Genomic DNA, 24,536 nt, shown 5'->3' on the forward strand with positions numbered 1-24,536 from the left:
GGCCATAGACTGGCCACCCTATGAGCGGTTCGGAGTCGCGGTCTACGGGGTCATCGGGATCATTCGTGCATCTGCACAACCACACCGAGTACTCGATGCTCGATGGGGCCGCGAAGGTGAAACCGCTGCTCGCCGAGGCGCAGCGGCTCGAGATGTCCGCGATCGGGATGACCGACCACGGCAACATGTTCGGTGCCAGCGAGTTCTACAACGCGGCCACCGACGCCGGGATCAAGCCCATCATCGGGATCGAGGCGTACATCGCGCCGGCGTCGCGGTTCGAGACCAAACGCGTGCTGTGGGGCGATCCCAGCCAGAAGAGCGACGACGTGTCGGGCAGCGGGTCCTACACGCACATGACGATGGTCGCCGAGAACGCGACCGGGCTGCGCAACCTGTTCAAACTGTCGTCGCTGGCCTCCTTCGAGGGGCAGCTCGGCAAGTGGGCGCGGATGGACGCCGAGATCATCGCCGAGCACGCCGAGGGCATCATCGCCACCACCGGCTGCCCGTCCGGCGAGGTACAGACGCGGCTGCGGCTGGGGCACCAGCGGGAGGCGTTGGAGGCCGCCGCCAAGTGGCGGGAGATCTTCGGGCCGGACAACTTCTTCCTCGAGCTGATGGACCACGGGCTCGACATCGAGCGCCGCGTCCGCGAAGGGCTGCTCGAGGTCGGCCGCAAGCTGGGTATCCCGCCGCTGGCCACCAACGACTGCCACTACGTCACGCGCGACGCCTCGCAGAACCACGAGGCGCTGCTGTGCATCCAGACCGGTAAGACACTCTCGGACCCCACCCGCTTCAAATTCGACGGCGACGGCTACTACCTGAAGTCGGCGGCCGAGATGCGCGCGCTGTGGGATGGACAGGTGCCCGGCGCCTGTGATTCGACGCTGCTCATCGCCGAGCGGGTGTCGTCCTACGCCGACGTGTGGGAGCCGCGCGACCGGATGCCGATCTTCCCGGTGCCCGACGGCCACGATCAGGCGTCGTGGCTGCACCACGAGGTGATGGCCGGTCTGGAGCGACGGTTCCCGGGCGCTGTCGGGTCGGATTACATCGAGCGCGCCGAGTACGAGATCAAGGTCATCTGCGACAAGGGCTTTCCGTCCTACTTCCTGATCGTGGCCGACCTGATCAACTACGCGAAGTCGGTCGACATCCGGGTCGGGCCCGGACGCGGGTCGGCCGCCGGTTCGCTGGTGGCCTACGCGCTGGGCATCACGAACATCGACCCGATCCCGCACGGGCTGCTGTTCGAGCGGTTCCTCAACCCGGAGCGTCCGTCGGCGCCCGACATCGACATCGACTTCGACGACCGCCGCCGCGGAGAGATGCTGCGCTACGCCGCCAACAAGTGGGGCAGCGACCGGGTCGCCCAGGTCATCACGTTCGGCACCATCAAAACCAAGGCGGCGCTGAAGGATTCGGCGCGGGTGCACTACGGGCAGCCCGGGTTCGCGATCGCCGACCGTATCACCAAGGCGCTGCCGCCGCCGATCATGGCGAAGGACATCCCGGTGTCGGGCATCACCGACCCGAACCACGAGCGGTACAAGGAAGCCGCCGAGGTCCGCGCGCTGATCGACACCGACCCCGATGTGCGCACGATCTACGAGACCGCCCGGGGGTTGGAGGGTCTGGTCCGCAACGCCGGTGTGCACGCGTGCGCGGTGATCATGAGCTCCGAGCCACTGATCGACGCGATCCCGCTGTGGCGGCGCCCGCAGGACGGTGCGGTGATCACCGGCTGGGACTACCCGTCGTGTGAGGCCATCGGCCTGCTGAAGATGGACTTCCTCGGCCTGCGGAACCTCACGATCATCGGCGACTGCATCGAGAACATCAAGGCCAACCGCGGTATCGACCTGGACCTCGAATCGCTGCCGCTGGACGACCCGAAGGCCTACGAGCTGCTCGGCCGTGGCGACACGCTCGGGGTGTTCCAGCTCGACGGCGGGCCGATGCGCGACCTGCTGCGCCGCATGCAGCCCACCGAGTTCAACGACATCGTCGCGGTGCTGGCGTTGTACCGGCCGGGGCCGATGGGCATGAACGCTCACAACGACTACGCCGACCGCAAGAACGGCCGCCAGGCGATCAAGCCCATCCACCCCGAGCTCGAGGAGCCGCTCAAGGACATCCTCGCCGAGACCTACGGCCTGATCGTCTACCAAGAGCAGATCATGTTCATCGCGCAGAAGGTCGCCTCCTACACGATGGGCAAGGCCGACGCGCTGCGAAAAGCCATGGGCAAGAAGAAGCTCGAGGTGCTCGAGGCGGAGTACAAGGGCTTCCACGAGGGCATGACCGCCAACGGGTTCTCGGAGAAGGCCGTCAAGGCGCTGTGGGACACCATCCTCCCGTTCGCCGGGTACGCGTTCAACAAGTCGCACGCCGCCGGCTACGGGCTCGTGTCGTACTGGACGGCCTACCTCAAGGCGAACTATCCGGCCGAGTACATGGCGGGCCTGCTCACCTCGGTCGGTGACGACAAGGACAAGGCCGCGGTGTACCTGGCGGACTGCCGCCGTCTCGGCATCACCGTCCTGCCGCCCGACGTCAACGAGTCGGTGCAGAATTTCGCCTCGGTCGGCAACGACATCCGCTTCGGTCTGGGTGCCGTCCGCAACGTGGGCTCGAATGTGGTTGCCTCGCTGGTCAACACGCGCACCGAGAAGGGCAAGTACACCGACTTCTCGGACTACCTCAACAAGATCGACATCGCCGCCTGCAACAAGAAGGTGACGGAGTCGCTGATCAAGGCCGGCGCCTTCGACTCGCTGGGGCATCCCCGTAAGGGGCTGTTCCTGGTGCACACCGACGCGGTGGATTCGGTGCTGGGCACCAAGAAGGCCGAGGCGATGGGGCAGTTCGACCTGTTCGGCGGCGCGGATACCGCAACCGATGCGGTGTTCACGATCAAGGTGCCCGACGAGGAGTGGGAGGACAAGCACAAGCTCGCCCTCGAACGCGAGATGCTCGGGCTGTACGTGTCCGGGCATCCGCTCAACGGGGTGGCGCACCTGCTGGCCAACCAGGTCGACACCCAGATCCCGGCGATCCTCGACGGCGATGTCGCCAACGATGCGCAGGTCCTCGTCGGTGGCATCCTGGCCTCGGTGAACCGGCGGGTGAACAAGAACGGGTTGCCCTGGGCCTCAGCGCAACTCGAGGACCTGACCGGCGGCATCGAGGTCCTGTTCTTCCCGCAGACGTACTCGCTGTTCGGCGGCGAGATCGCCGACGACGTCGTGGTGCTGGTCAAGGCCAAGGTCGCGGCCCGCGACGACCGCATCGCGTTGATCGCCCATGAACTGGTGGTCCCCGACTTCTCCAGCGCGCAGGCCGACCGGCCGCTGGCGGTCAGCCTGCCCACCCGTCAGTGCACGGTCGACAAGGTCAGCGCGCTCAAGCAGGTGCTGGCCAACCATCCCGGCACTTCACAGGTGCATCTGCGGCTGATCAGCGGGGAGCGGATCACCACGCTGGAACTCGATCAGTCGCTGCGGGTGACGCCGTCCTCGGCCCTCATGGGTGATCTCAAGGCGCTGCTCGGTCCCGGCTGCCTGGGCGGGTAGGCCCGGTCCGCCACGGCTCTTCGTTGTGCCGGCGACGGGCGGCTTCCGCGTCGCGGTCCCTGGCCCAGTACTCTTCGAACCTCTCGCCGGGATGGGCGTTGGGGATGCGGTTCATGATGCGGCTGAACCACGCCGGCGGGGTGGCCGGATCCCACTGCGGTACTACGATGCTCAGCGAGTAGAGCGTCCGCAGCGCCACGAACACGCCGAAGAACGTCGACGGCGCCCCGGTGACCGCGACGCCGAGCAGCCCGAACACGAGCGTGAAATGCACGACGCCGATGCGGGTCAACCCGCGCTGCGTGGTCTGTTCCAGCGCGTGGAAGGACCAGTTGCGCAGCCGGGGCAGATCGACGCAGGCATCGACGAGCAGGAACAGCAGCACCAGTGCGCAACCCGAGGCGACACTGCGGCCGTCGACCGCGGCGAGGCGACCCTCACCGTTGTGGTCGAGCAGTACGAGCAGCACCGCGAGGAAGACTCCGTGTGCCGCCGTGAACACCAGGCTGGCGGTGAGGAAGCCCCGCAGGAAGGAGTTGCGCCGGTTACCGCGTCCGGACGCCGGCGCCCGGTAGCGGAAGTGTCCTCGCCGTGGGCTCACCCGCTGATGAACAGCGATGCGGAGCCCGATCAGCAGGCAGCCGGCGAACGTCTCGAACCAGTAGACCACCAGCGTGGTGCCCGCCGACCAGTCGGCGAGGAACCACCCAACCCCGGGCACCGCGATGACGGCGACCTGGATCAGGCCGTGGATCTTCCGCACTCGTCGAGTGTGTCCGCCACCGCGGCGGAATGGCGGCCGACACGGCCACCGGAGCGGCTAGAGGTCCACCCGCACGATGGCGCTGTCGTCCCAGACCCCGCAGTCGTGGGCCTTGCGCCACTTCTCGCGCCACGACAGCCCGCTGTGCACGTTGCGCACGCCGGGGATCCGCAGCAACGGCAGGATGTTGTACTGCCAGCCGTAGCGTCGGTGCAGCGCCCGGTTGGCGTCCTCGGCGTCGCGGCCGGCGAGAACGACCGCGCGGCCCGTGAGCGTCGGCGCGTCGTCACGGACCCGGCCGCGGTGATCGCACACCCGGACCTCCACGCGTGGATCGCGGGTGACGCGCGCGGTCTTCGGGCCGCGTTTGGTGCGGAACACCAGCGTGGTGCCGTCGAGATGGAACCAGATCGGGGTGTCGACCGGGGTGCCGTCGCGGCGGTACGACCGCAACTGGGCGTAACGCGACCGGTCCAACTCTGTGAGGGTGTCCATGCGACCAGTCAACGACTTAGAGTTGACTCGAAGTCAAGGGGCGCAGGAGGCACGGTGGAACCGGAGCTGTCGATCGGCGAGGTGGCGCGTCGCACCGGTGTCGCCGCGACCACCCTGCGCTACTACGAACAGATCGGACTGCTGCCGTTCGCCCGGCGGGCCGGCGGGCAGCGCCGCTACCACGAGTCGGTGCTGAGCCGGCTCGAGGTGATCCGGCTGTGCAAGGCCGCCGGATTCGCGCTCGACGAGATCGGGCTGCTGTTCGCCGACGACGCACCCGGCAGGCCGGTCAGCCGGGCGCTGGCGGAAGACAAGCTGGCGCGGATCGATACCCAGATCGACGCGCTGCAGCGTGCCCGCGAGATCATCGAGTGGGGGATGCGCTGCACCTGCCCGTCGATCGACGACTGCGCGTGCGGGGTGCACGTGTCGGCGCCGGCCGAACAGGACAGGATGGCCCGATGAACGCCCGCGCCCCCGAGTCCCGGCACCTGAGCGTGTGGATCGACGCCGCGCCCGACGTCGTCTACGACTTCGCCGCCGACCCCGCGACCTGGCCGCGGTGGGCGGCGGGACTGGCCGCCGGCGGGTTGCGGCAGAGTGCCGAGGGCTGGGTCGCCGACTCGCCGATGGGCCCGGTCACGGTCGAGTTCGCCCCGGCCAACGCCTTCGGGGTGCTGGACCATCTGGTGCGACTGCCGTCCGGGGAGGCGGTGTACAACCCGCTGCGGGTGGTGCCCGCGGGGCCGGGAGAGCGCCGCTGCGAGGTGGTGTTCAGCCTGCGGCGGCGGGCCGGCATGACCGATGCGGAGTTCGAGGCGGATGCGACCGCGGTGGCCGCCGACCTGGAGGCCCTGCGCAGGCTGGTCGAGGACTAGCGCTTGGCGGTGGCCAGGCCGAGCACCAGCCACACCACGGTGGCCGCGGCGGCGCCGGACAGTACGGCCGGGGCGGCGCTCATGGTGGCCGCACCCACGACGACCAACACCAGGAATCCCACCGCCAGCGCCAGCAGCTTGTAGGCCGGCCACGGCACACCGGCGACCGGGATCTCCGCGTCCACCCGAGGGGCGGCGAAGTGGAAGTTTCCGGCGGTCGTCATAGAGATCACGATACCTCTCAGACAAGGTTTCGGCCAACCGAAACTCCGAATCGGGGACGCCCGTCCTGTACCCGCCTAAACTCGTTCCATGCCGCTCACCGGAGAATACGAACCGAGCACGTCGGACTGGGCCCGCGAGCAGGCCGAGAAGTACATGGAGTCGGGCGGCACCGAGGCCACCGAACTCAACGGCAGGCCGGTCATCCTGTTGACCACCGTCGGCGCCAAGACCGGCAAGATCCGCAAGACGCCGCTGATGAAGGTCGAGTACCAGGGCGAATACGCGGTCGTCGCGTCGCTCGGCGGCGCCCCCAAGCACCCGGTGTGGTACCACAACATCAAGAAGAATCCGCGCGTCGAACTGCAGGACGGCACCGTCACCAGGGAGTACGACGCGCGCGAGGTCTTCGGCGGGGAGAAGGCCGAGTGGTGGGACCGCGCGGTCGAGGCGTGGCCCGACTACGCCGAGTACCAGACGAAGACCGACCGCGAGATCCCGGTGTTCGTGCTCACCCCGGTCGAGTAGAAACCGGTTTCACCCGGCACGGGCACCGGTGGCACCATTGACCGGTGACTGCTGAGCTGAGCCAGAATCCGCGAACCTCGTCGCCGCTGTCCGCGGCCGACATCGACGAGGCGGCTCAGCGCATCATGGGCGTGGTGGTCCGCACGCCGCTGCAGTACTGCGAGCGGCTCTCGGAGGCCACCGGCGCGGAGGTGTATCTCAAGCGCGAGGACCTGCAGGCCGTGCGGTCCTACAAGCTGCGCGGCGCGTTCAATCTGCTGTCGCAGCTCAGCGCGGACGAGATCGCGGCGGGCGTGGTCTGCTCCTCGGCCGGCAACCATGCGCAGGGTTTCGCGCTGGCCTGTCGCATCATGGGCATCAAGGGGCGGGTGTACGTGCCGGCCAAGACGCCCAAGCAGAAGCGCGACCGTATCCGCTACCACGGCCGCGACAACATCGAGCTGATCGCCGTCGGCGCGACCTACGATCTGGCCGCCGCCGCGGCGCTCGACGATGTCGCCCGCACCGGCGCCACCCTGGTGCCGCCGTATGACGACGTCCGGACCATGGCCGGTCAGGGCACCATCGCCGCCGAGATCCTCGACGACCTCGACGCCGAACCCGATCTGGTCATCGTGCCCGTCGGCGGTGGTGGCTGCATCTCCGGCATCACCACCTACCTTGCCGAACGGACCTCGAACACCGCGGTGCTGGGTGTCGAGCCCGCCGGCGCGGCGGCGATGATCGCCGCGCTCGCCGCGGGGGAGCCGGTCACGCTGGATCACGTCGACCAGTTCGTCGACGGCGCCGCGGTGGCCCGGGCGGGACGGCTGCCGTTCGCCGCGCTGCGTGCGGCCGGCGACATGGTGTCGCTCACCACGGTCGACGAGGGCGCGGTGTGCACCGCAATGCTCGACCTCTACCAGAACGAGGGGCTGATCGCCGAGCCGGCCGGGGCGCTGTCGGTGGCCGGCCTGCTCGAGACCACGGTCGAACCCGGGTCGACGGTGGTGTGCCTGATCTCCGGCGGCAACAACGACGTCTCCCGCTACGGCGAGATCCTCGAGCGGTCGCTGGTCCACCTCGGGCTCAAGCACTACTTCCTGGTGGACTTCCCGCAGGAACCCGGGGCGCTGCGGCGTTTCCTCGACGAGGTGCTCGGCCCGAACGACGACATCACGCTGTTCGAGTACGTCAAGCGCAACAACCGGGAGACCGGCGAGGCGCTGGTCGGCATCGAGCTGGGTTCGGCGGCCGACCTCGACGGGCTGCTGGCCCGGATGCACGCCTCGGATATGCACGTCGAGACGCTGGCCCCGGATTCACCGGCCTACCGCTACCTGCTCTAGGAGCGCAGCACCGCGAACGAGTGCCCGTCCAGCCGCGTGGCACCCGCGCCCGCGGCGGGTTCGCCCCAGGCGAGCACCACCTCGCCGGTGACCGGCACGTCGGCGGCCTCGGCGCCGAGGTTGCAGGCGATCGCCAGCGATCCCCGGTGCAGCACGATCCAGCGGCGGTCCTCGTCGAAGTCGACGGTCATGTGGTCCAGCCACGGATCGGCGAGGTCGGGTTCGCTGTGCCGCAACGCGATCAGATCCTTGTAGAGGGTCAGCAGCCGGCCGTGGTCGCCGTCACCGATCTCGTCCCACTTCAGCTTGGACCGCAGGAACGTCTCCGGGTCCTGCGGATCGGGGATCTCGTCGGCGTCCCAACCGTGTTCGGCGAACTCCTTCTTACGGCCCTCGGCCGTCGCCCGGGCCAGCTCCGGCTCGGGGTGGGAGCTGAAGAACTGGAACGGCGACGACGAACCCCACTCCTCGCCCATGAACAGCATGGCGGTGTAGGGGGAGCCGAGCGCCAGCGCTGCCTTGACCGCGAGCTGCCCGGTGTCGAGGTTCTGCGACGGCCGGTCACCGACCGCCCGGTTGCCCACCTGATCGTGGGTCAACGTGTAGGCCAGCAGCCGGGTCGCCGGGATCGCGGCGGTGTCCAGTGGGCGGCCGTGGCGGCGCTGGCGGAACGACGAGTACGTGCCGGCGTGGAAGTAGCCGCCCTTCAGCGTCTGCGCCAGCGCTTCCATCGAGCCGAAATCGCCGTAATAGCCCTGGCGTTCACCGGAGACCGCGGAGTGGATGGCGTGGTGGATGTCGTCGTCCCACTGCGCGGTCATCCCGAGGCCGCCCTGCTCACGCGGGGTGATCAGGCGCGGGTCGTTGAGGTCGCTCTCGGCGATCAGCGACAGCGGCCGGCCGACCTCGGCGGCCAGGGCGTCGGTCGCGGCCGAAAGCTCCTCGAGGATGTGGATCGCGGTGGTGTCGACCAGGGCGTGCACGGCGTCCAGCCGCAGCCCGTCGGCGTGGAAGTCGCGCATCCAGCGCAGCGCGCAGTCGATGATGTAGCACCGCACCTCGTCGGCGTTCCCGTCGGCGATGTTGATCGATTCGCCCCATGGGTTGCTGCCGGTCGACAGGTACGGCCCGAACTTGGGCAGGTAATTCCCGGACGGCCCGAGATGGTTGAACACCGCGTCGATCAGCACGCCGAGCCCGCGGCCGTGGCAGGCGTCGATCAGCCGGATCAGCGCGTCGGGACCGCCGTACGGTTCGTGCACCGCGTACCAGAGCACCCCGTCATAGCCCCAGCCGTGCGTCCCGCCGAACGCGTTGACCGGCATCAGTTCGACGAAGTCGACGCCGAGGTCCACCAGATAGTCGAGCTTGTCGATCGCCGCGTCGAAGGTGCCGTCCGAGGTGAACGTGCCGACGTGGAGCTCGTAGATCACCTGACCCGTTTCGGACCCCTCGATCCTGCGGCCCGCCCAGGTGTCATCGGTCCAGGCGTCGGGCGCCGGGTGCCACAGCTGCGAGCGTTCGTGGACGCCCTCGGGCTGACGTGCCGAACGTGGGTCGGGCAGCACCTTGGGGTCGTCGTCGAGGACGAACCCGTACCGCGCGTCGGCGGCGGCGTCCACCTCGGCCCGCCACCACCCGTCCTCGGATCGGGTCATCGGATGCAGGGTCCCCTCGACGTCGAGGCGGACGCGTTCGGGCCGCGGCGCCCACACCGCGAACTCAGGCATTGCCGCGCTCCAGCAGCGCCACCGGCAGGTCGCCGAACAGGTCGGCCGCGGCGACGGTGCCCTTGAACCGGCCACCGGTGATCCGGTCGGTCCACGTCCCGTCGGGAAGCGTCACAGTGGTGTCCCCCCAGCCTGTTTCGGTCAGTAGTACGGTGTGGCGGCTGACCGCGGTCAGGACGTCGTCGCCCCGCAGGTAGGCCACCACGTGGCCGGCGCCGCTGCCCTGGGCCAGCACCGGGGTGTAGCCGCCGTCGAGGAAGGTGGCGGGCCGGTCCCGGCGCGCGTGCAGTGCCGCGTACACCACCCGCATCTTCGGGTGGTTGCGCGCCGCCAGTTCGGTGCGCCGGGCCGCGTAGTCGACCGGTCGGCGGTTGTCCGGGTCGACCAGGCTGTCCTCCCACAACTCGGTGCCCTGGTAGACGTCCGGGACGCCGGGTCCGGTGAGTGCCAGCAGCTTCTGGGCGAGGCTGTCGTTGCGTGCGTGCGGGTCGAGTTGTTCGACCAGCCCAGTCAGTTCGACCGCGACGGGGCCGTCGATCACGCCGTCCAGCCACGTGTGCACCGCCGATTCGAACTCGGTGTCCGGATCGTTCCACGTGGTGTGGGTGGCCGCCTCGCGGATCGCCTTCTCGGCGTAGGCGTGCAACCGCTCGCGCAGCTCGTCGGTCACGCGGCCGTCGACCGGCCAGACGCCGAAGATGTTCTGCAGCAGGAAGAGTCCGGTACCGGAGTCCGGCGGCGGGGTGCGCTGCGCCCACGCCTCGACGTACCGGGCCCACAGCGACGGGACCTGGGACAGCACCCCGATGCGTGCGCGCACGTCCTCACCGCGTTTGGTGTCGTGGGTGGACAGCGCGGTCATCGCCGCCGGCCACAGCTCGGCCCGCACGGCGGCGCGCTGGTGGAACTCCGCGGCGCTGACCCCGAACCACTCGGGTTCCCCACCCACCTCGTTGAGCGACACCAGCCGGGCGTCGCGGTAGAACAGGCAGTCCTCCATCGCCTTCGCGGTCGCCGCCCCGCACAGCTGCTGGAAGCGCACCGCGGTCTCGCGGCTCGTCGCCAGCGCCGCGGACACGATCTCCAGCGGCCGCGCGAACTGCGGGTGTTCGGTGAGCGTCTCGGCGGTCGCCATCGGCAGTACCGAGGACAGCGCCTGGTAATCCGAGCGGTACACACCGAGATGGCTGATCAACGCGGCGGTGGCTTCGGGCAGCAGCGAATGGTCCTGACCGGTGGCGGCGACAATGGTGCGACACAGCCGGGCCAGTTCACTGCTGAGCGTCGCGGTGACGGCCTGCACCTTCAGCGCGCGGGCCGTGCGGGGCATCGCGGCGTAGTCGGCGCCGGTGGATTCGTAGAGCGCGGTCAGCGCGTCGGCGCCCGCCGGGTCGATCAGCACGCCGCCCACTTCGCGCAGCGCGTCGTAGCCGGTCGTGCCTGCGACGGGCAACGCGGGGTCCAGCGGTTCGTCGACGGCCAGGATCTTCTCGATCACGATCCATGCCGATGGGCCGACGAGTTCGCGCAGCCACGTCAGGTAGCCCGTCGGGTCGGACAGGCCGTCGGGGTGGTCGATGCGGATGCCGTCGACCAGGTCCTCGGTGAACCAGCGTTTCACCTCGGCGTGCGTGGCCTCGAACACCGCGGGGTCCTCCTGGCGTAGCCCGGCCAGGGAGGTGATCGAGAAGAAGCGGCGGTATCCGCAGATGCCGCGGCGCCATCCGATCAGCCGGTAGTGCTGGCGGTCGTGCACCTCGGCGCCCGTCCCGTCGCCGGTGCCGGGGGCGATGGGATAGCTCAGGTCGCCCAGTCGCAGCACGTCCCCGTCCACCGTGAGGTCGGCGACGTCGTCGTCGGATCCCAACACCGGCAACAGGATCCGGCCGTCGGGGTCGGCGGTCCAGTCGATGTCGAAGTAGTCGGCGTAGGCCGAGTCCCGGCCGTGGGCGAGCAGATCCCACCACCACCGGTTCTGGGTCGGCTGGTCGACGCCGACGTGGTTGGGCACGATGTCCACGACCAGGCCGAGGCCGCGGGCTCGCGCGGCCGCCGACAGCGACGCCAGCGCCTCGGGGCCGCCGAGCGCCGCCGACACCGATGTGGGGTCGGTGACGTCGTACCCGTGGGTGGAGCCTTCGACCGCGGTGAGGATCGGCGACAGGTACAGGTGGGACACACCCAGGTCGTCGAGGTAGTCCAGCAGCGCCTCGGCGTCGGCGAGGGTGAACGCGTCACCGCGCATCTGCAGGCGGTAGGTGGACAGCACAGGGGAATTGGCCATGGTCATGCCGTCTTTCGCAGAACGAGCAGAGAACGGGGCTGCAGTGCGATCGTCTCCCCGGCCGCGACCACCAACTCGGTGCTGCCCGTGGGGTCGGCGGTGTCGAGGTCGGCGGTCCACTGCTCGGCGTAGTCCGCCTCGGGTGTCACGAACTCCTGTACCCGGTTGTGGGCGTTGAAGCACAGCAGGAACGAATCGTCGACGACGCGCTCGCCGCGGGCGTTGGGGGCGGGGATGGCGTCGCCGTTGAGGAACACCGCGACGCACTTTCCCAGCCCGGTGCCCCAGTCCTGCGACGTCATCTCGGTGCCCGCCGAGGTCAGCCAGGCGATGTCGCGCACCTGGTCGCCGCTGCGGATCGGCTTGCCCTCGAAGAACCGCCTGCGCCGGAACACCGGGTGGCTCTTGCGGAACGCGACCACCTTGCGGGTGAACGCCAGCAGGTCGGCGTTGGTCTCGCACAGCGACCAGTCCATCCAGGACAGTTCGGAGTCCTGGCAGTAGACGTTGTTGTTGCCCTGCTGGGTGCGCCCGATCTCGTCGCCGTGGGCGAGCATCGGGGTGCCCTGGCTGAGCATCAGCGTCGCCATCATGTTGCGCATCTGCTTCCCGCGCAGCGCCAGGATAGGCGGATCGTCGGTGGGACCCTCCACACCGCAGTTCCACGACCGGTTGTGGCTCTCGCCGTCGCGGTTGTCCTCGCCGTTGGCCTGGTTGTGTTTCTCGTTGTAGGACACCAGGTCGTTGAGCGTGAACCCGTCGTGGCAGGTGACGAAGTTGATGCTGGCGCTGGGGCGCCGTCCGGTGGCCTCGTAGAGGTCTGATGATCCCGTCAGCCGGGAGGCGAATTCGCCCAGGGTCGCGGGCTCGCCCCGCCAGTAGTCGCGCACAGTGTCGCGATACTTCCCGTTCCACTCGGTCCACAAACCTGGGAAATTGCCGACCTGATAACCGCCTTCGCCGACGTCCCACGGTTCGGCGATCAATTTGACCTGGCTGATCACCGGGTCCTGTTGCACCAGGTCGAAGAAGGCGCTCAACCGGTCGACGTCGTAGAACTCGCGGGCCAGCGTGGAGGCCAGGTCGAAGCGGAAGCCGTCGACGTGCATCTCCAGCACCCAGTAGCGCAGCGAGTCCATGATCAGCTGCAGGGTGTGGGGGTGGCGCGCGTTGAGGCTGTTGCCGGTGCCGGTGAAGTCCTTGTAGTAGCGGCGGTCCTCGTCGAGGAGCCGGTAGTAGGCCGCGTTGTCGATGCCGCGGAAGTTGATGGTGGGCCCGAGGTGGTTGCCCTCGGCGGTGTGGTTGTAGACCACGTCGAGGATCACCTCGATGCCGGCCTCGTGGAAGGACCGCACCATCGTCTTGAACTCGGCCACCGCGCCGCCGGCGTACCGGGTGGCGGCGTACTGGTGGTGCGGGGCGAAGAAGCCGAAAGTGTTGTAGCCCCAGTAGTTTCGCAGCCCGAGCTGCAGCAGCCGGTGATCGTGCATGAATTGGTGCACCGGCATCAGCTCGATGGCGGTGATGTTGAGCGACTTGAGGTGGTCGATGATCACCGGGTGGGACAGGCCCGCGTAGGTGCCGCGCAGTTCGGCGGGGATCCCGGGATGGGTCTGGGTCATGCCCTTGACGTGCGCTTCGTAGATCACGGTGTCGTGGTAGGGCGTGCGCGGCGCGCGGTCGGACCCCCACTGGAAGAACGGGTTGATGACGACGCTGGTCATGGTGTGGCCCAGCGAGTCGATCCGCGGGGGAGTGCCGCCGGAGGCCAGATCGTCGGCCTCGAGATCGTAGGAATACAGCGCCTGGGTGAAGTCGAAGTCGCCGTGGAAGGACTTGCCGTACGGGTCGAGCAGCAGCTTGCTGGGGTCGCAGCGGTGTCCGGCGGCCGGGTTCCACGGCCCGTACACCCGGAAGCCGTACCGCTGGCCGGGGGTGACGGTGGGCAGATACGCGTGCCACACGTAGCCGTCGACCTCGTCGAGGTTGATCCGTTCCTCGCTGCCGTCCTTGGCGATCAGGCACAGCTCGACACGCTCGGCGGCTTCGGAGAACACCGAGAAATTGGTGCCCGCGCCGTCGTAGGTGGCGCCCAGCGGGTAGGCCTCACCGGGCCAGACGGTGTGCAGGGCCGGCGCGTCCGGTCTGGGGGAGGGGGTGGTCACCCGGTCACCACCAGCCGGTGGCGGCGGCGATCTGACGTCCCAGTTCGTCGGTCATGGTGCGCATGTACGTCGTCGACAGGTGGTGGGCATCGTGATACAGCAGCACATTTCCCTCCACGACGCGGCAGTAGTCTTCGCGACACACCGCGTCGCTCATGTCCAGCGGCTTGAGCAGCGGGAACCGGGCCACGTAATCCAGTGTCGGGTTGTGGTCGGAGAGTACCTTGGCGCGCTCGACGCCGCAGGAGATCGCGTCCCCGCCGTCGGCCAGGCAGTCCGCCGGCTGGTACGGCTCGCCGTCGCGCACCAGCCACGGGGTGTCGCGCATCGCGAGAATGGGGATCTTGTTGCGCGACAACGTCTCCCAGATCCCGAGGTAGGTCGACGGCATCACGTCGCCGTCCTTGATGTTCCACGGGCGTGTCGAGGTGGTGAACACGTAATCCGGTCGGTCGGCGAGCAGTTTGGGCATCACCCGTTCGTTCCACTGATGGCACTTGGGATACGGCCGGTTGTCGCCCATCACCAGCGGCATCTCCTCGGTGGTCAGCGGGCAGCCCATCTTGAGGTAGGTCACGACCTTGAAGTGGTGCCTGCGGCCCAGCAGGTCGAGCGCGGTGATCCAGTGTTCGGCGTGCGATCCGCCGGCCAGGGCGATGGTGCGGGTGGCGGTCTTGTCGCCGTAGGTGCAGTTGATCACCCCGACGTTGTCGAAATCGCTGATACAGCCGTCGATGGTGCTCGCCGGCAGGTCCTTCTTGGCCTCGAGCACCGTGGGCCGCATCGGGAGGGTGGGCACCCGCGCGTTGTCGAGCAGCGCCCGAGCGCCGGGATAGTCGCGCGGGGACAGCGTGGCCAGCTCCTGGCCGTTGGCCCGCTCGAGCGTCACGTGCTCGATCCAGGTGAACGACGTCGCGGTCAGCGCCACCCCGAGCAGCGCCACCACCGACCCCAGCGCGATCGTCGGGCGGCGCAGGCGCCGGCGCAGCGGCACCGCCGCAGCCGCGGCCGACGGCGCCCGGTAGCGCAGCGGTTGCTCGATGAACCGGGTGGTCAGCCAGGCCAGCACCAGCGAGACGCCCAGCACCGCGGCGCCCTGCCAGAAGTCGACGGCGGTCTCGCCGGTGTGGGCCAGCCAGAAGATGAGCAGCGGCCAGTGCCACAGGTACAGCGAGTAGGCCACCGTGCCGAGCCAGACGAACGGCCGGGTGGCCAGCAGCCGGTTGGGCGCGGGCAGCCGGCCGGAGGTGCGCGGATCGTGCTGGCGGTTGGCCGCCGACAGCACGAACAGCACCGTGGCGCCCACCGGAACCAACGTCCACGGGCCGGGGAACTCCTTGACGCCGTCGATGAACCAGCCGCACGACAGGATCGCCGCGAGCGCGACGGTGGCGACCGTGGTGCGCAGCCACATCGGCCAGCGGACGTAGCCGACCAGCGCGCCGGCCAACGCGCCCAGCAGCAGCTCCCAGGCCCTGGCGAAGCTGTTGTAGTAGGCGGTGGCCTGATCCTCGTTGTGGGCGATGATCGCGTAGACGAACGAGGCGATGGTGAGCGCGGCGAGCAACACGATCAGCACCGCGCGCAGATGGCGGCGCACCACCCGCCGCAGGATGACCGCGGCGCCGAAGATCAGCAGCAGGAACGCGAGATAGAACTGTCCCTGCACGGACATCGACCAGATGTGCTGCAACGGGCTGACGGTCTCACCGGCCCGCAGATAATCCGCGGCGGTGTTGGCCAGCTCCCAGTTCTGGTAGTACCCCAGGCTCGCCAGGCTCTGGTCAGCAAACGTCTCCCACCGTGTTTCGGGCTGCACGAGGATGGTCAGCACGGCGGCCGCCGCCAGCACGACCACCAGTGCCGGCAACAACCGCCGGATCAGCCTGGTCACCTCCGAGACCGGGCGCAGCGGCACCCCCGGGGTCAGCGCCGCCCGCAGCAGCCGGCCGCCGAAGAAGAACCCCGACAACGCCAGGAACACGTCCACACCACCGGAAACCCGGCCGAACCACACATGGAAAACCGCGACGAGCGCGATCGCGATACCGCGCAGTCCGTCGAGGTCGTGCCGGTAGAAACCCGAGTCACGGGTGCCCATCGCGGCACGGTCGGTGGCGCCCGGACCGCGCTGCGGTGCCGGCCGGGCGGGGGCGAGGGTCATCATGGTCGCCGGTTAATCTACCGAACATCGCAGGGTGGCTCCTGCCGCCGCATCGCCGGGGTACCGCGGTGAGCAAAGGGTCTAGGGTCGGGCCGTGCCTGCGTTGACACCCGCCCAGATCAGCGCGCTGGACGCCGCGCATGTCTGGCACCCCTACAGCACCATCGGCGCCGAAGCGGTGCCGCCGGTCGTGGCGCTCGCCGCCCGTGGGGTCTGGATCACCGTCTCCGACCCCGCCGACGGTGCTCCCGTCGAGGTCATCGACGCCATGAGTTCGTGGTGGACGGCCATCCACGGTCACGGCCACCCGGTGCTCGACGCGGCGATCACCGATCAGCTGGCGACCATGAACCATGTCATGTTCGGCGGGCTCACCCACGAGCCCGCGGTGCGCCTCGCGCAGTTGCTCGTCGAGATGACCCCCGCCGGGCTGGACACCGTGTTCTTCTCCGACTCCGGATCGGTGTCGGTCGAGGTGGCCGTGAAGATGGCGCTGCAGTACTGGCGGGCGCGGGGCCGCACCGGGAAGAGCCGCCTGATGACCTGGCGCGGCGGCTACCACGGCGACACCTTCGCCCCGATGAGCGTGTGCGATCCGGACGGCGGGATGCACAGCCTGTGGACCGACGTGCTGAACCGCCAGGTGTTCGCCCCGCCGGTGCCGCGCGAGCACGATCCCGCCTACGTCGAGGCGTTCGAACGGCAACTGGTCGACCACGCCGACGAGCTGGCCGCCGTCATCGTCGAGCCGGTGGTGCAGGGCGCGGGCGGGATGCGCTTCCACGATCCGCGCTATCTGAGCGATCTGCGCACGCTGTGCGACCGCCACGGCGTGCTGCTGATCTTCGACGAGATCGCCACCGGCTTCGGGCGCACCGGGGAGATGTTCGCGGCCGACCACGCCGGGGTCCGTCCCGACATCATGTGCGTGGGCAAGGGCCTCACCGGCGGGTACCTCACGCTGGCGGCCACGCTGTGCACGCGCGAGATCGCGCACACCATCAGCACCGGATCGGCCGGGGCGCTGATGCACGGGCCGACGTTCATGGCCAACGCGCTGGCCTGTGCGGTCGGGGTGGCGTCGATGGAGTTGCTGCTCGCCGGCGACTGGCGGGCCACCGTCGCGGCGATCGAGGCGGGACTGCGCGACGGGCTGGAGCCGGCGCGCACGCTGCCCGGCGTGGCCGATGTGCGGGTGCTGGGCGCGATCGGCGTGGTCGAGATGCGCCGCCCGGTGGACATGCGGGTCGCCACCGCGGCCGCGCTGCGCCACCGCGTATGGCTGCGGCCGTTCCGCAACCTGGTCTACGTCATGCCGCCCTACATCTGCAGCGGCGAGGAGCTCGCCCAGATCACCTCCGCGGTGGTGGGTGTTGTTCGTGCATTAACCTGAACGGTGTTCAAGTCGTCCCCGAGGAGCACCGTGACGCGCGTTGACCTGTCCCCGCTGGCGTGGCTCGACGACGTCGCCGAGCAGCGCCGCGCCGCCGGCCTGCGCCGCAGACTGCGGGCGCGTCCCCCGGTCGGCGCCGAACTCGACCTCGCCTCCAACGACTACCTCGGGCTGTCGGCGCATCCGCGGGTCATCGAAGGCGGCGTGGACGCCCTGCGCACGTGGGGCGCCGGGTCGACGGGTTCGCGGCTGGTCACCGGCAACACCGAACTGCACGAGGGCTTCGAGCGGGCGCTCGCCGACTTCACCGGCGCCGACTCCGCGCTGGTGTTCTCGTCGGGCTACACCGCCAACCTGGGTGCGGTGGTGGCGCTGTCCGGGCCCGGATCGCTGCTGGTCTCCGATGCGTTCACCCACGCCTCGCTGGTCGACGCGTGCCGGCTGTCGCGGGCCCGCGTCGAGGTGACCCCGCACCGCGACGTCGCCGCGGTGGAGGCCGCGCTCGCCGCCCGCGACGAGGAGCGCGCCGTGGTGCTCACCGACTCGGTGTTCTCCGCCGACGGGGTGATGGCCCCGTTGCGCGCGCTGCACGACGTCTGCCGCCGCCACGGCGCGGTCCTGCTCGTCGACGAGGCGCACGGGCTCGGGGTGCGCGGCGACGGCGGTCGCGGACTGCTGCACGAGCTGGGCCTGGCCGGTGCACCCGACGTGGTGATGACCACGACGCTGTCCAAGGCGCTCGGCAGCCAGGGCGGCGTGGTGCTCGGTGCGGCCGCGGTGCGCGCCCACCTCATCGACGCCGCCCGCCCGTTCATCTTCGACACCGGGCTGGCGCCTGCCGCGGTCGGCGCCGCGTGGGCCGCACTCGAGGTGCTGACCGCCGAGCCGTGGCGCGCACAGGCGGTGCTCGACAACGCGGCCGCCCTGGCTCACGCTTGCGGAGTGCGAGAACAACCGGAGTCGGCCGTCGTCTCGGTCATTCTCGGCGAACCGGAGGTCGCGCTGGCCGCGGCCGCCGCGTGCCTGGAGCGCGGCCTGCGAGTCGGGTGCTTCCGACCGCCGACCGTGCCGGCCGGCACGTCCCGGCTGCGGCTGACCGCGCGCGCTTCGCTGACCGAAGCGGAACTCGACGTCGCGCGGCAGGTGCTCGGTGACGTCCTGGAGACGGCGCGACGATGAGCATTCTCGTCGTCACCGGTACCGGAACCGGGGTGGGCAAGACCGTCGCCACCGCGGCGCTGGCCTGCGCGGCCCGGCTGGGCGGTGTCGACGTGGCGGTGTGCAAACCCGTGCAGACCGGCACGAACCCCATCGACGGGCCCGGTGACGACGATCTCGCCGATGTGGGCCGACTGGCCGGTGTGGGCGCGCTGCACGCGGGCTGGCGCTATCCCGAACCGATGGCGCCACCGGCCGCCGCCCGCCTGGCCGGCCTGGCGCTGCCCGACCGCGGCGAGCTCGTGGAGTGGGTGCGCCGCGCCGATGCGCCGGGGCGGCTGACCCTGGTCGAGGGTGCGGGCGGCCTGCTGGTCGAACTCGGCGAGGGCGGCGTCACGCTGCGCGATGTCGCGGCAGATCTCGCCGCCCCGGTGCTCGTGGTCACCGCCGCCGGTCTGGGCACGCTCAACCACACGGCGCTGACGCTGGAAGCCCTCGCCGCGCGCGACGTCCCGTGCGCCGGGCTGGTGATCGGTGCATGGCCGGCACAGCCCGGCCCGATCGAGGTGGACAACCGCGGCGAACTGGCCCGGATGGCGCCGGTGCGTGCCGCACTGCCCGCGGGCGTGGGTTCGGTCGGCCCGGCGGACTTCGAACGGATCAGCGCGACGGCCTTCGACCCCGGCTGGATCGCAGGCCTGCACTAGATGGTCCATTCCGTGGAGTTGCTGTTCGATCCGGACACCGACGCTGCGGTCCGCGGCCTGTGGAACGAGCTGGCGCAGGCGGGAATTCGCAGTCAGGCCGGCCACCGGTCGCCCACGAATCGGCCGCACGCGACGCTGACGGTCGCCGAGGACATGGCCGACGCGGTCGACGACGCGTTGCGTCCACTGCTCGCCCGGCTGCCGCTGCCCTGCGCCATCGGCGCCCCGATGCTGTTCGGCGGCGGCCGCGCGGTCACGCTGGTGCGGCTGCTGGTGCCGTCCGCGGAGCTACTGGATCTGCACGCCGAGGTGCACCGGGTGACGCGGCCGCACATGCCGGCGGGGCCGCTGCCGCATTCGGATCCGGGTCAGTGGACCCCGCATGTGACGCTGGCCCGGCGAGTGCCGCCCGACCAGATCGCGACGGCGATCGCGCTGCCGAAGTTCGCCCGGACCATCCACGGCCGCATCACCGGGCTGCGGCACTGGGACGGCAACAAGCGTGAAGAGCACCCGATCGGCTGATCTCCGGGAGTACCTTACGGATCGGTGGCCCAACGATCCGAGGAGGAATCCGGCGCCTCCTACTGGAGCCCAGGCCGGATGCACTGGTGGACGACGACGGCGATCGCCGTGGTCGGCGCCGTGGTCGGGGGCACCTCGCTGATCATGAACTTCTTCTACCACCCGGGCCCGCCGCCGGCGACGATCGATTCGGGTCACTCGGAATTCATGAAACTCAGCTACGCCGATCGGATCGACCGCTGCGTGCCCTACATCTCGCAACACCTCGACGCGTGGCGCGACCGGTGGCGCAGCGCACTCACCGAGTCCGGGACCGCGCTGCAGAAGCCGCCGGTGCCGTTCGCCGCGCTGGGTGATGTGAATGCCACCGGTCAGGCGATCGTCAACGTCCATCTGGCGGTGGTCGACTACGCCGAGAAGCTCGCGCCCACCGACGAGGGTGAGAACCTGCTGTCATGTGTGTACGCGCCGGCGCTGAAAACCGGCCCGGCGCACACCTATCCGGACATCGCCGCACTCGTCGGCAGCGGTAACGACGCGCCCAAGGCGGACAACCTCGTGACGTCGGAGAGCCCGGTCTACCTGCAGGGCGAGTTCGCAGGCGTCACCGCGGAAGGGCGGCCGAACAAGATCGTCGAGGTCACCATCCGTCCCGGCCCGAGCCAGACCCGCCGCCAGCTCGGCTTCGCGATGGTGTCAGCGCACGAACCCGGCGTACAGATGTGGGCCCTGATCGCGTCGGTGGATGCGGGCGACCCGCAGTGGATGCCCGACGTCGCCGGCTACCGGGGGTTCTGACCGAGGCTAGCCGGGAGACGTTGCGGCCGAACGAATCCCGGCGTCCATCCCGTCGACGAACAGGTCGAGGCCGAAGGCGAAGCGCACAGCGGGCTCGTCGGTGAGTACCGACTGCGCCTCGGGCAGCTCGGCCCCCGCAGCGTCCCACTGCAGGCGGGACTGCTCGTCGACGGTGAAGCCGAGCACGTAGTAGACGACCGTGCGGGCCGCCAGCCCGGCATGCGCGGGCGCGACGCCGGCCTCGGCCGCCGCGCCGGCCAGCCGGTCGAGGATCCGGATCATCGCCTCGGAGCGGCCGGCGGCCACGCTGGCCGATACGAGTTCGGCGCCGTCGGTGTGCGACAGCAGCGCGTCCCGCAACTGGCCGCACAGACCCCGCACGCGGTGCCGCCAGTCGCCCGGCGGGTCGCTGACCGGTTCCAGGATCCGGTCGGCGATCGCGCCGAGCAGTTCCTGTTTGTTGGCGAAATGCCAGTACAGCGCGCCCGGGGAGACGGTGAGCTCGCGGGCGAGCCGGCGCATCGTCAGATCCGCGAGGCCGTAGTTGTCCAGGAGGGCGGTGGCGGCGTCGACCACGTCACGTTTGTGCAGCTGCACACCGCTACCCTAACCTGAACGGTGTTCAAGTACCGGAGGAGGGCTAACGGGTGACCGACATTCTGGCCGTAGCGCGTGAGCAGGTGCTCGAGCGCGGTGAAGGTCTCGACCAGGAGCAGACGCTGCAGGTCCTGCAGCTGTCCGACGACCGCCTCGACGACCTGCTGGCGCTCGCCCACGAGGTGCGTATGGCCTGGTGCGGACCCGATGTGGAGGTCGAGGGCATCATCAGCCTCAAGACCGGTGGCTGCCCCGAGGACTGCCACTTCTGTTCGCAGTCCGGGCTGTTCGCCTCCCCGGTGCGCAGCGCCTGGCTCGACATCCCCAGCCTGGTGGAGGCGGCCAAGCAGACCGCCAAGACCGGCGCCACCGAGTTCTGCATCGTCGCCGCGGTGCGCGGCCCCGATGAGCGGCTGCTGTCGCAGGTCGCCGCGGGCATCGAGGCCATCCGCAACGAGGTCGACATCCAGATCGCCTGCTCACTGGGCATGCTGAGCCAGGATCAGGTCGAGCGACTGTCCGACATGGGCGTGCACCGCTACAACCACAACCTGGAGACCGCGCGGTCGTTCTTCACCAACGTCGTCACCACCCACACGTGGGAGGAGCGCTGGGAGACGCTGCGGATGGTCCGCGAGGCCGGCATGGAGGTGTGCTGCGGCGGCATCCTCGGCATGGGGGAGAGCCTCGAGCAGCGCGCCGAGTTCGCCGCCAACCTCGCCGAGCTCGATCCGCACGAGGTGCCGCTGAACTTCCTCAACCCACGCCCGGGCACCCCGTTCGGTGACCTCGAGGTGCTGCCGGCAGCCGAGGCGCTCAAGGCCGTGGCGGCGTTCCGCCTGGCGCTGCCGCGCACGATGCTGCGGTTCGCCGGCGGTCGCGAGATCACGCTCGGCGACCTCGGCGCCAAGAAGGGCATCCTCGGCGGCATCAACGCCGTCATCGTCGGCAATTACCTGACCACCCTGGGCCGGCCGGCCGAGGCGGACCTGGAACTGCTCGACGATCTGCAGATGCCGATCAAGGCGCTCAACGCCAGCCTGTAGATCCTCCGTGATGACCACCGAACTGCCCGCGCCGGTCGGTGCCGGCGTCTACAACGTCTACACCGGCGCGCCGGCCGGGTCCGCGGTGCCGACGGCGGCCCAGTTGGGCCTCGAACCGCCGCGCTTCTGCGCCGAATGCGGGCGGCGGATGATCGTGCAGGTGCGTCCCGACGGCTGGTGGGCGAAGTGCTCGCGCCACGGCGTGGTGGACTCCACGGACCTGGACTCCCGCCGGTGAACGGCGACCCCGGGCCGCGGCGGTCCCGCCGGCGGGCGGCGACCATCACCGTGGTCGCGCTGGCCGTCGCCGGTGCGCTGGTCGGTGCGCTGTGGTCCGTGCTGGCCCCGCCGGTGCACGGCGTCGTGGCGCTGACGCGGACGGGTGATCGGGTCCGCGCCTACCTCGGCGGTGAGGCCGACCACTTCTTCACCGGGGCGTTCCTGCTGATCGGCATGGTCGCGGTGATCGCGGTCGTGGCGGCGGTCTGGGTGTGGCAATGGCGGGCGCACCGTGGCCCGTTGCTGGTCACGGCGCTGGCCGCAGGCAGCGCGGTGGCCGTCGCGGTGGCGGCCGGCGCCGGCGCGGCACTGGCGCGTCTGCGGTACGGCGTCATCGACGTGGCCGCGGCGCCGGTGACCCAGGAGCGCCGCGTGCACTACGTCACCGAGGCGCCCGCGGTGTTCTTCGGGCACACGCCGCTGCAGATCGCGGCGTCGATCGTGTTCCCGGCCGGGATCGCTGCGCTGGTCTACGCGCTGTGCGCGGTGTCCAGCGCCCGCGACGATCTGGGCGCGTGGCCGCCGCAGGAGTTCACTGGTCGAACTGCGACAGCGGACGACGCTCTACCCGTTGGCCCGTCATCACCTTCGCACTGATCACGGCCAGGCGCAGCATGCCCCGGTAGGTCGACGGGTTGAGCAGCGTCGGCCACTTGGTGCGGGTCAGGTGTTCGGCCAGCGGCCGCCCGGCGAACCGGTCCCGCAGCCAGCGCAGCGTCATCGGCGCCGACATCGGATGCAGCAGCATGTGTTCGCTGAACGCGTCGCGGTGGTAGGTGACGTGGGCCCCGCCCTCGGAGTACGTCTCGGTCAGCGCGTCGATGTCATCGACCGACACGATGCGGTCGTGCACCGCCTGCACGATCAGCACAGGTGGGCGCGGCGCCGCGGTGCCCAGCTTGATGCTGTCGAAGACGTGCTGCACCTCGGGCGTCTGCAGCAGCTCCTCCAGCGGCCGGTCGATGAGCTTGCCCATGTCCATGCCGATCCAGCGCAGCACGGCGTGGGCGGTGGTCATCTTCTCGATCCGCAGCAGCATCGCCTTGCCGGTGTCGGTGGCGTGCTGCTGGATCACCCGGTCGAGATCCGGATAGGTGTGTGACAGTGCGGCCACCACCATGGCGGGCAGTCCGGAGTAGAAGCTGCCGTTGAGCCGGCGGAACGCGTTGCCGAGGTCGGCGACGGGTGAGCCGAGCACGGCGCCCACCAGGTTGAGTTCCGGGGCGTACTCGCCGCACATCTCGGCGGCCCACGCGGTGGCGAGCCCGCCGCCGGAGTAACCCCACAGACCCACCGGCGCCGCATCCGACAGGCCGAGCCGGTCGCTGTTCAGCGCCGCGCGGACGCCGTCGAGCACGTGGTAACCGGGCTCGTAGGGGGCGCCCCAGATGCCGCGGGGACCCTCGTGGTCGGGCACGGACACCGCCCAGCCCTCGGCCAGCGCGGCCGAGATCAGCAGGAATTCCAGCTGCGCCAGCGCGCCGACGGCCTTCGCGCCGCGCCGCAGGGCGTACGACGGGAAACAGCGGCCGGCGACCGCGTCGATCGCACACTGGTACGACACGATGGGGCAGGGTCGCTTGGGGTCGCGTTCGGTGGGCGCCACCACGGTGGTGACCGTGGCCGCCGGGTTCCCGGCGAAGTCGGTGGTGCGGTAGAGCAGCTGGGTCGCGGTGAACTGCTGGGGGACCAGGCCCAGGAACGCCAGTTCGACGTCGCGCGAGCGCAGCACCGTCCCGGGGTGGGCGTGCTGGAAACCCGGTGGCGGTTCGTAGAAGGGATCCTTGGCGGGCACCAGGGGGCGGGTGCCGCGGGCAACGTCTTCGTGACGGGGCTGGCCGATCCACTCGGCGCCGCTTTGCCGCGCCACGTTGCCAGAGTCCATCCGGCCATTG

22 protein-coding genes are annotated in these 24,536 nt (G+C 69.9%); 13 read left to right on the forward strand and 9 right to left on the reverse strand.

Annotation, left to right across the window (positions count from 1 at the left end):
* Positions 1–20 precede the first annotated feature (20 nt).
* On the forward strand, positions 21–3,581 hold the full coding sequence (gene dnaE / locus E4P42_RS04250; protein ID WP_135123317.1) for a DNA polymerase III subunit alpha: 3,561 nt from the start codon (positions 21–23) through the stop codon (positions 3,579–3,581).
* Here the strand turns inward: dnaE and E4P42_RS04255 are convergent.
* Entirely contained in the window at positions 3,544–4,344 is an 801-nt protein-coding gene (locus E4P42_RS04255; protein WP_135123319.1) for a DUF6498-containing protein, read from the reverse strand. The two genes, dnaE and E4P42_RS04255, sit on opposite strands and share 38 nt — an antisense overlap.
* Before the next feature lie 57 nt (positions 4,345–4,401).
* The gene (locus tag E4P42_RS04260) at positions 4,402–4,839 is read right to left on the reverse strand and encodes a PPOX class F420-dependent oxidoreductase (protein WP_135123321.1); all 438 of its coding nucleotides are present in this window, start codon (positions 4,837–4,839) and stop codon (positions 4,402–4,404) included.
* A 54-nt stretch (positions 4,840–4,893) separates the two neighbouring features.
* On the opposite strand from E4P42_RS04260, the gene E4P42_RS04265 reads away from it, so the two are divergent.
* Positions 4,894–5,304: a MerR family transcriptional regulator gene (locus tag E4P42_RS04265; RefSeq protein ID WP_245233878.1), complete on the forward strand. Its 411-nt coding sequence runs from the start codon at positions 4,894–4,896 to the stop codon at positions 5,302–5,304.
* Positions 5,301–5,717, forward strand: coding sequence for an SRPBCC family protein (locus E4P42_RS04270; RefSeq protein ID WP_135123325.1), 417 nt, complete (start codon positions 5,301–5,303; stop codon positions 5,715–5,717). Before E4P42_RS04265 ends, E4P42_RS04270 begins: the two co-directional genes overlap by 4 nt.
* Here the strand turns inward: E4P42_RS04270 and E4P42_RS04275 are convergent.
* Positions 5,714–5,941, reverse strand: a complete 228-nt coding sequence (locus E4P42_RS04275) for a hypothetical protein (protein WP_135123327.1) — start codon at positions 5,939–5,941, stop codon at positions 5,714–5,716. The two genes, E4P42_RS04270 and E4P42_RS04275, sit on opposite strands and share 4 nt — an antisense overlap.
* A gap of 88 nt (positions 5,942–6,029) precedes the next feature.
* Between E4P42_RS04275 and E4P42_RS04280 the strand changes: the two genes are divergently transcribed.
* Complete coding sequence (locus E4P42_RS04280; protein WP_135123329.1) at positions 6,030–6,467, forward strand: nitroreductase family deazaflavin-dependent oxidoreductase; 438 nt, start codon at positions 6,030–6,032, stop codon at positions 6,465–6,467.
* A 44-nt stretch (positions 6,468–6,511) separates the two neighbouring features.
* Positions 6,512–7,795, forward strand: coding sequence for a threonine ammonia-lyase IlvA (gene ilvA, locus E4P42_RS04285; protein WP_135123331.1), 1,284 nt, complete (start codon positions 6,512–6,514; stop codon positions 7,793–7,795).
* Here ilvA and treZ read toward each other — a convergent pair.
* From treZ to E4P42_RS04305, 4 genes are read right to left on the reverse strand one after another with little or no spacing between them, the layout of a single operon-like run.
* Positions 7,792–9,525, reverse strand: a complete 1,734-nt coding sequence (treZ, locus tag E4P42_RS04290) for a malto-oligosyltrehalose trehalohydrolase (RefSeq protein WP_135123333.1) — start codon at positions 9,523–9,525, stop codon at positions 7,792–7,794. The genes ilvA and treZ overlap by 4 nt on opposite strands.
* Entirely contained in the window at positions 9,518–11,815 is a 2,298-nt protein-coding gene (gene treY / locus E4P42_RS04295; protein WP_371286979.1) for a malto-oligosyltrehalose synthase, read from the reverse strand. The genes treZ and treY overlap by 8 nt, the downstream gene beginning before the upstream one ends.
* Entirely contained in the window at positions 11,812–13,974 is a 2,163-nt protein-coding gene (glgX, locus tag E4P42_RS04300; protein ID WP_135123337.1) for a glycogen debranching protein GlgX, read from the reverse strand. The genes treY and glgX overlap by 4 nt, the downstream gene beginning before the upstream one ends.
* 4 nt (positions 13,975–13,978) lie before the next feature.
* Positions 13,979–16,141 (reverse strand): acyltransferase family protein, encoded by a 2,163-nt coding sequence (locus tag E4P42_RS04305; protein ID WP_167759351.1) that lies wholly within the window; start codon positions 16,139–16,141, stop codon positions 13,979–13,981.
* Positions 16,142–16,232: 91 nt separating this feature from the next.
* Between E4P42_RS04305 and E4P42_RS04310 the strand changes: the two genes are divergently transcribed.
* From E4P42_RS04310 to E4P42_RS04330, 5 genes are read left to right on the forward strand one after another with little or no spacing between them, the layout of a single operon-like run.
* On the forward strand, positions 16,233–17,531 hold the full coding sequence (locus E4P42_RS04310) for an adenosylmethionine--8-amino-7-oxononanoate transaminase (RefSeq protein ID WP_135123342.1): 1,299 nt from the start codon (positions 16,233–16,235) through the stop codon (positions 17,529–17,531).
* 30 nt (positions 17,532–17,561) lie between these two features.
* Complete coding sequence (locus tag E4P42_RS04315; protein ID WP_135123344.1) at positions 17,562–18,710, forward strand: 8-amino-7-oxononanoate synthase; 1,149 nt, start codon at positions 17,562–17,564, stop codon at positions 18,708–18,710.
* Positions 18,707–19,396, forward strand: a complete 690-nt coding sequence (bioD, locus tag E4P42_RS04320; RefSeq protein ID WP_135123346.1) for a dethiobiotin synthase — start codon at positions 18,707–18,709, stop codon at positions 19,394–19,396. Before E4P42_RS04315 ends, bioD begins: the two co-directional genes overlap by 4 nt.
* Positions 19,397–19,921, forward strand: a complete 525-nt coding sequence (locus E4P42_RS04325; protein WP_135123348.1) for a 2'-5' RNA ligase family protein — start codon at positions 19,397–19,399, stop codon at positions 19,919–19,921.
* 24 nt (positions 19,922–19,945) lie between these two features.
* Positions 19,946–20,719 carry a hypothetical protein gene (locus tag E4P42_RS04330; RefSeq protein WP_135123350.1) on the forward strand — a complete coding sequence of 258 codons (774 nt, stop codon included), beginning with the start codon at positions 19,946–19,948 and terminating at the stop codon, positions 20,717–20,719.
* 6 nt (positions 20,720–20,725) lie between these two features.
* Here E4P42_RS04330 and E4P42_RS04335 read toward each other — a convergent pair whose 3' ends face one another.
* Positions 20,726–21,316, reverse strand: a complete 591-nt coding sequence (locus E4P42_RS04335; protein WP_135123352.1) for a TetR/AcrR family transcriptional regulator C-terminal domain-containing protein — start codon at positions 21,314–21,316, stop codon at positions 20,726–20,728.
* Between the two features lie 50 nt (positions 21,317–21,366).
* On the opposite strand from E4P42_RS04335, the gene bioB reads away from it, so the two are divergent.
* Genes bioB through E4P42_RS04350 form a run of 3 tightly spaced genes read left to right on the forward strand, consistent with a single transcriptional unit; the run spans position 21,367 to position 23,238 of the window.
* Positions 21,367–22,362, forward strand: a complete 996-nt coding sequence (bioB, locus tag E4P42_RS04340; RefSeq protein WP_135123354.1) for a biotin synthase BioB — start codon at positions 21,367–21,369, stop codon at positions 22,360–22,362.
* Between the two features lie 10 nt (positions 22,363–22,372).
* On the forward strand, positions 22,373–22,600 hold the full coding sequence (locus tag E4P42_RS04345; RefSeq protein WP_135123356.1) for a hypothetical protein: 228 nt from the start codon (positions 22,373–22,375) through the stop codon (positions 22,598–22,600).
* Entirely contained in the window at positions 22,597–23,238 is a 642-nt protein-coding gene (locus tag E4P42_RS04350) for a DUF2567 domain-containing protein (protein ID WP_245233879.1), read from the forward strand. The genes E4P42_RS04345 and E4P42_RS04350 overlap by 4 nt, the downstream gene beginning before the upstream one ends.
* On the opposite strand, the gene E4P42_RS04355 is transcribed toward E4P42_RS04350, so the two are convergent.
* Entirely contained in the window at positions 23,174–24,526 is a 1,353-nt protein-coding gene (locus tag E4P42_RS04355; protein WP_135123360.1) for a lipase family protein, read from the reverse strand. The two genes, E4P42_RS04350 and E4P42_RS04355, sit on opposite strands and share 65 nt — an antisense overlap.
* Positions 24,527–24,536: the final 10 nt, after the last annotated feature.

Source organism: Mycobacterium sp. PS03-16 (assembly GCF_004570325.1).
Classification (GTDB): Bacteria; Actinomycetota; Actinomycetes; order Mycobacteriales; family Mycobacteriaceae; genus Mycobacterium.

Excerpts from the sequence above, each read along its gene's own strand:
- E4P42_RS04345 (WP_135123356.1), top strand. The coding sequence starts at position 22,373 with ATGACCACCGAACTGCCCGCGCCGGTCGGTGCCGGCGTCTACAACGTC.
- E4P42_RS04260 (WP_135123321.1), bottom strand. The coding sequence starts at position 4,839 with ATGGACACCCTCACAGAGTTGGACCGGTCGCGTTACGCCCAGTTGCGG.
- E4P42_RS04325 (WP_135123348.1), top strand. The coding sequence starts at position 19,397 with ATGGTCCATTCCGTGGAGTTGCTGTTCGATCCGGACACCGACGCTGCG.
- E4P42_RS04270 (WP_135123325.1), top strand. The coding sequence starts at position 5,301 with ATGAACGCCCGCGCCCCCGAGTCCCGGCACCTGAGCGTGTGGATCGAC.
- dnaE (WP_135123317.1), top strand. The coding sequence starts at position 21 with ATGAGCGGTTCGGAGTCGCGGTCTACGGGGTCATCGGGATCATTCGTG.
- treY (WP_371286979.1), bottom strand. The coding sequence starts at position 11,815 with ATGACCATGGCCAATTCCCCTGTGCTGTCCACCTACCGCCTGCAGATG.
- E4P42_RS04305 (WP_167759351.1), bottom strand. The coding sequence starts at position 16,141 with ATGATGACCCTCGCCCCCGCCCGGCCGGCACCGCAGCGCGGTCCGGGC.
- E4P42_RS04355 (WP_135123360.1), bottom strand. The coding sequence starts at position 24,526 with ATGGACTCTGGCAACGTGGCGCGGCAAAGCGGCGCCGAGTGGATCGGC.
- E4P42_RS04275 (WP_135123327.1), bottom strand. The coding sequence starts at position 5,941 with ATGACGACCGCCGGAAACTTCCACTTCGCCGCCCCTCGGGTGGACGCG.
- E4P42_RS04280 (WP_135123329.1), top strand. The coding sequence starts at position 6,030 with ATGCCGCTCACCGGAGAATACGAACCGAGCACGTCGGACTGGGCCCGC.
- bioD (WP_135123346.1), top strand. The coding sequence starts at position 18,707 with ATGAGCATTCTCGTCGTCACCGGTACCGGAACCGGGGTGGGCAAGACC.
- treZ (WP_135123333.1), bottom strand. The coding sequence starts at position 9,525 with ATGCCTGAGTTCGCGGTGTGGGCGCCGCGGCCCGAACGCGTCCGCCTC.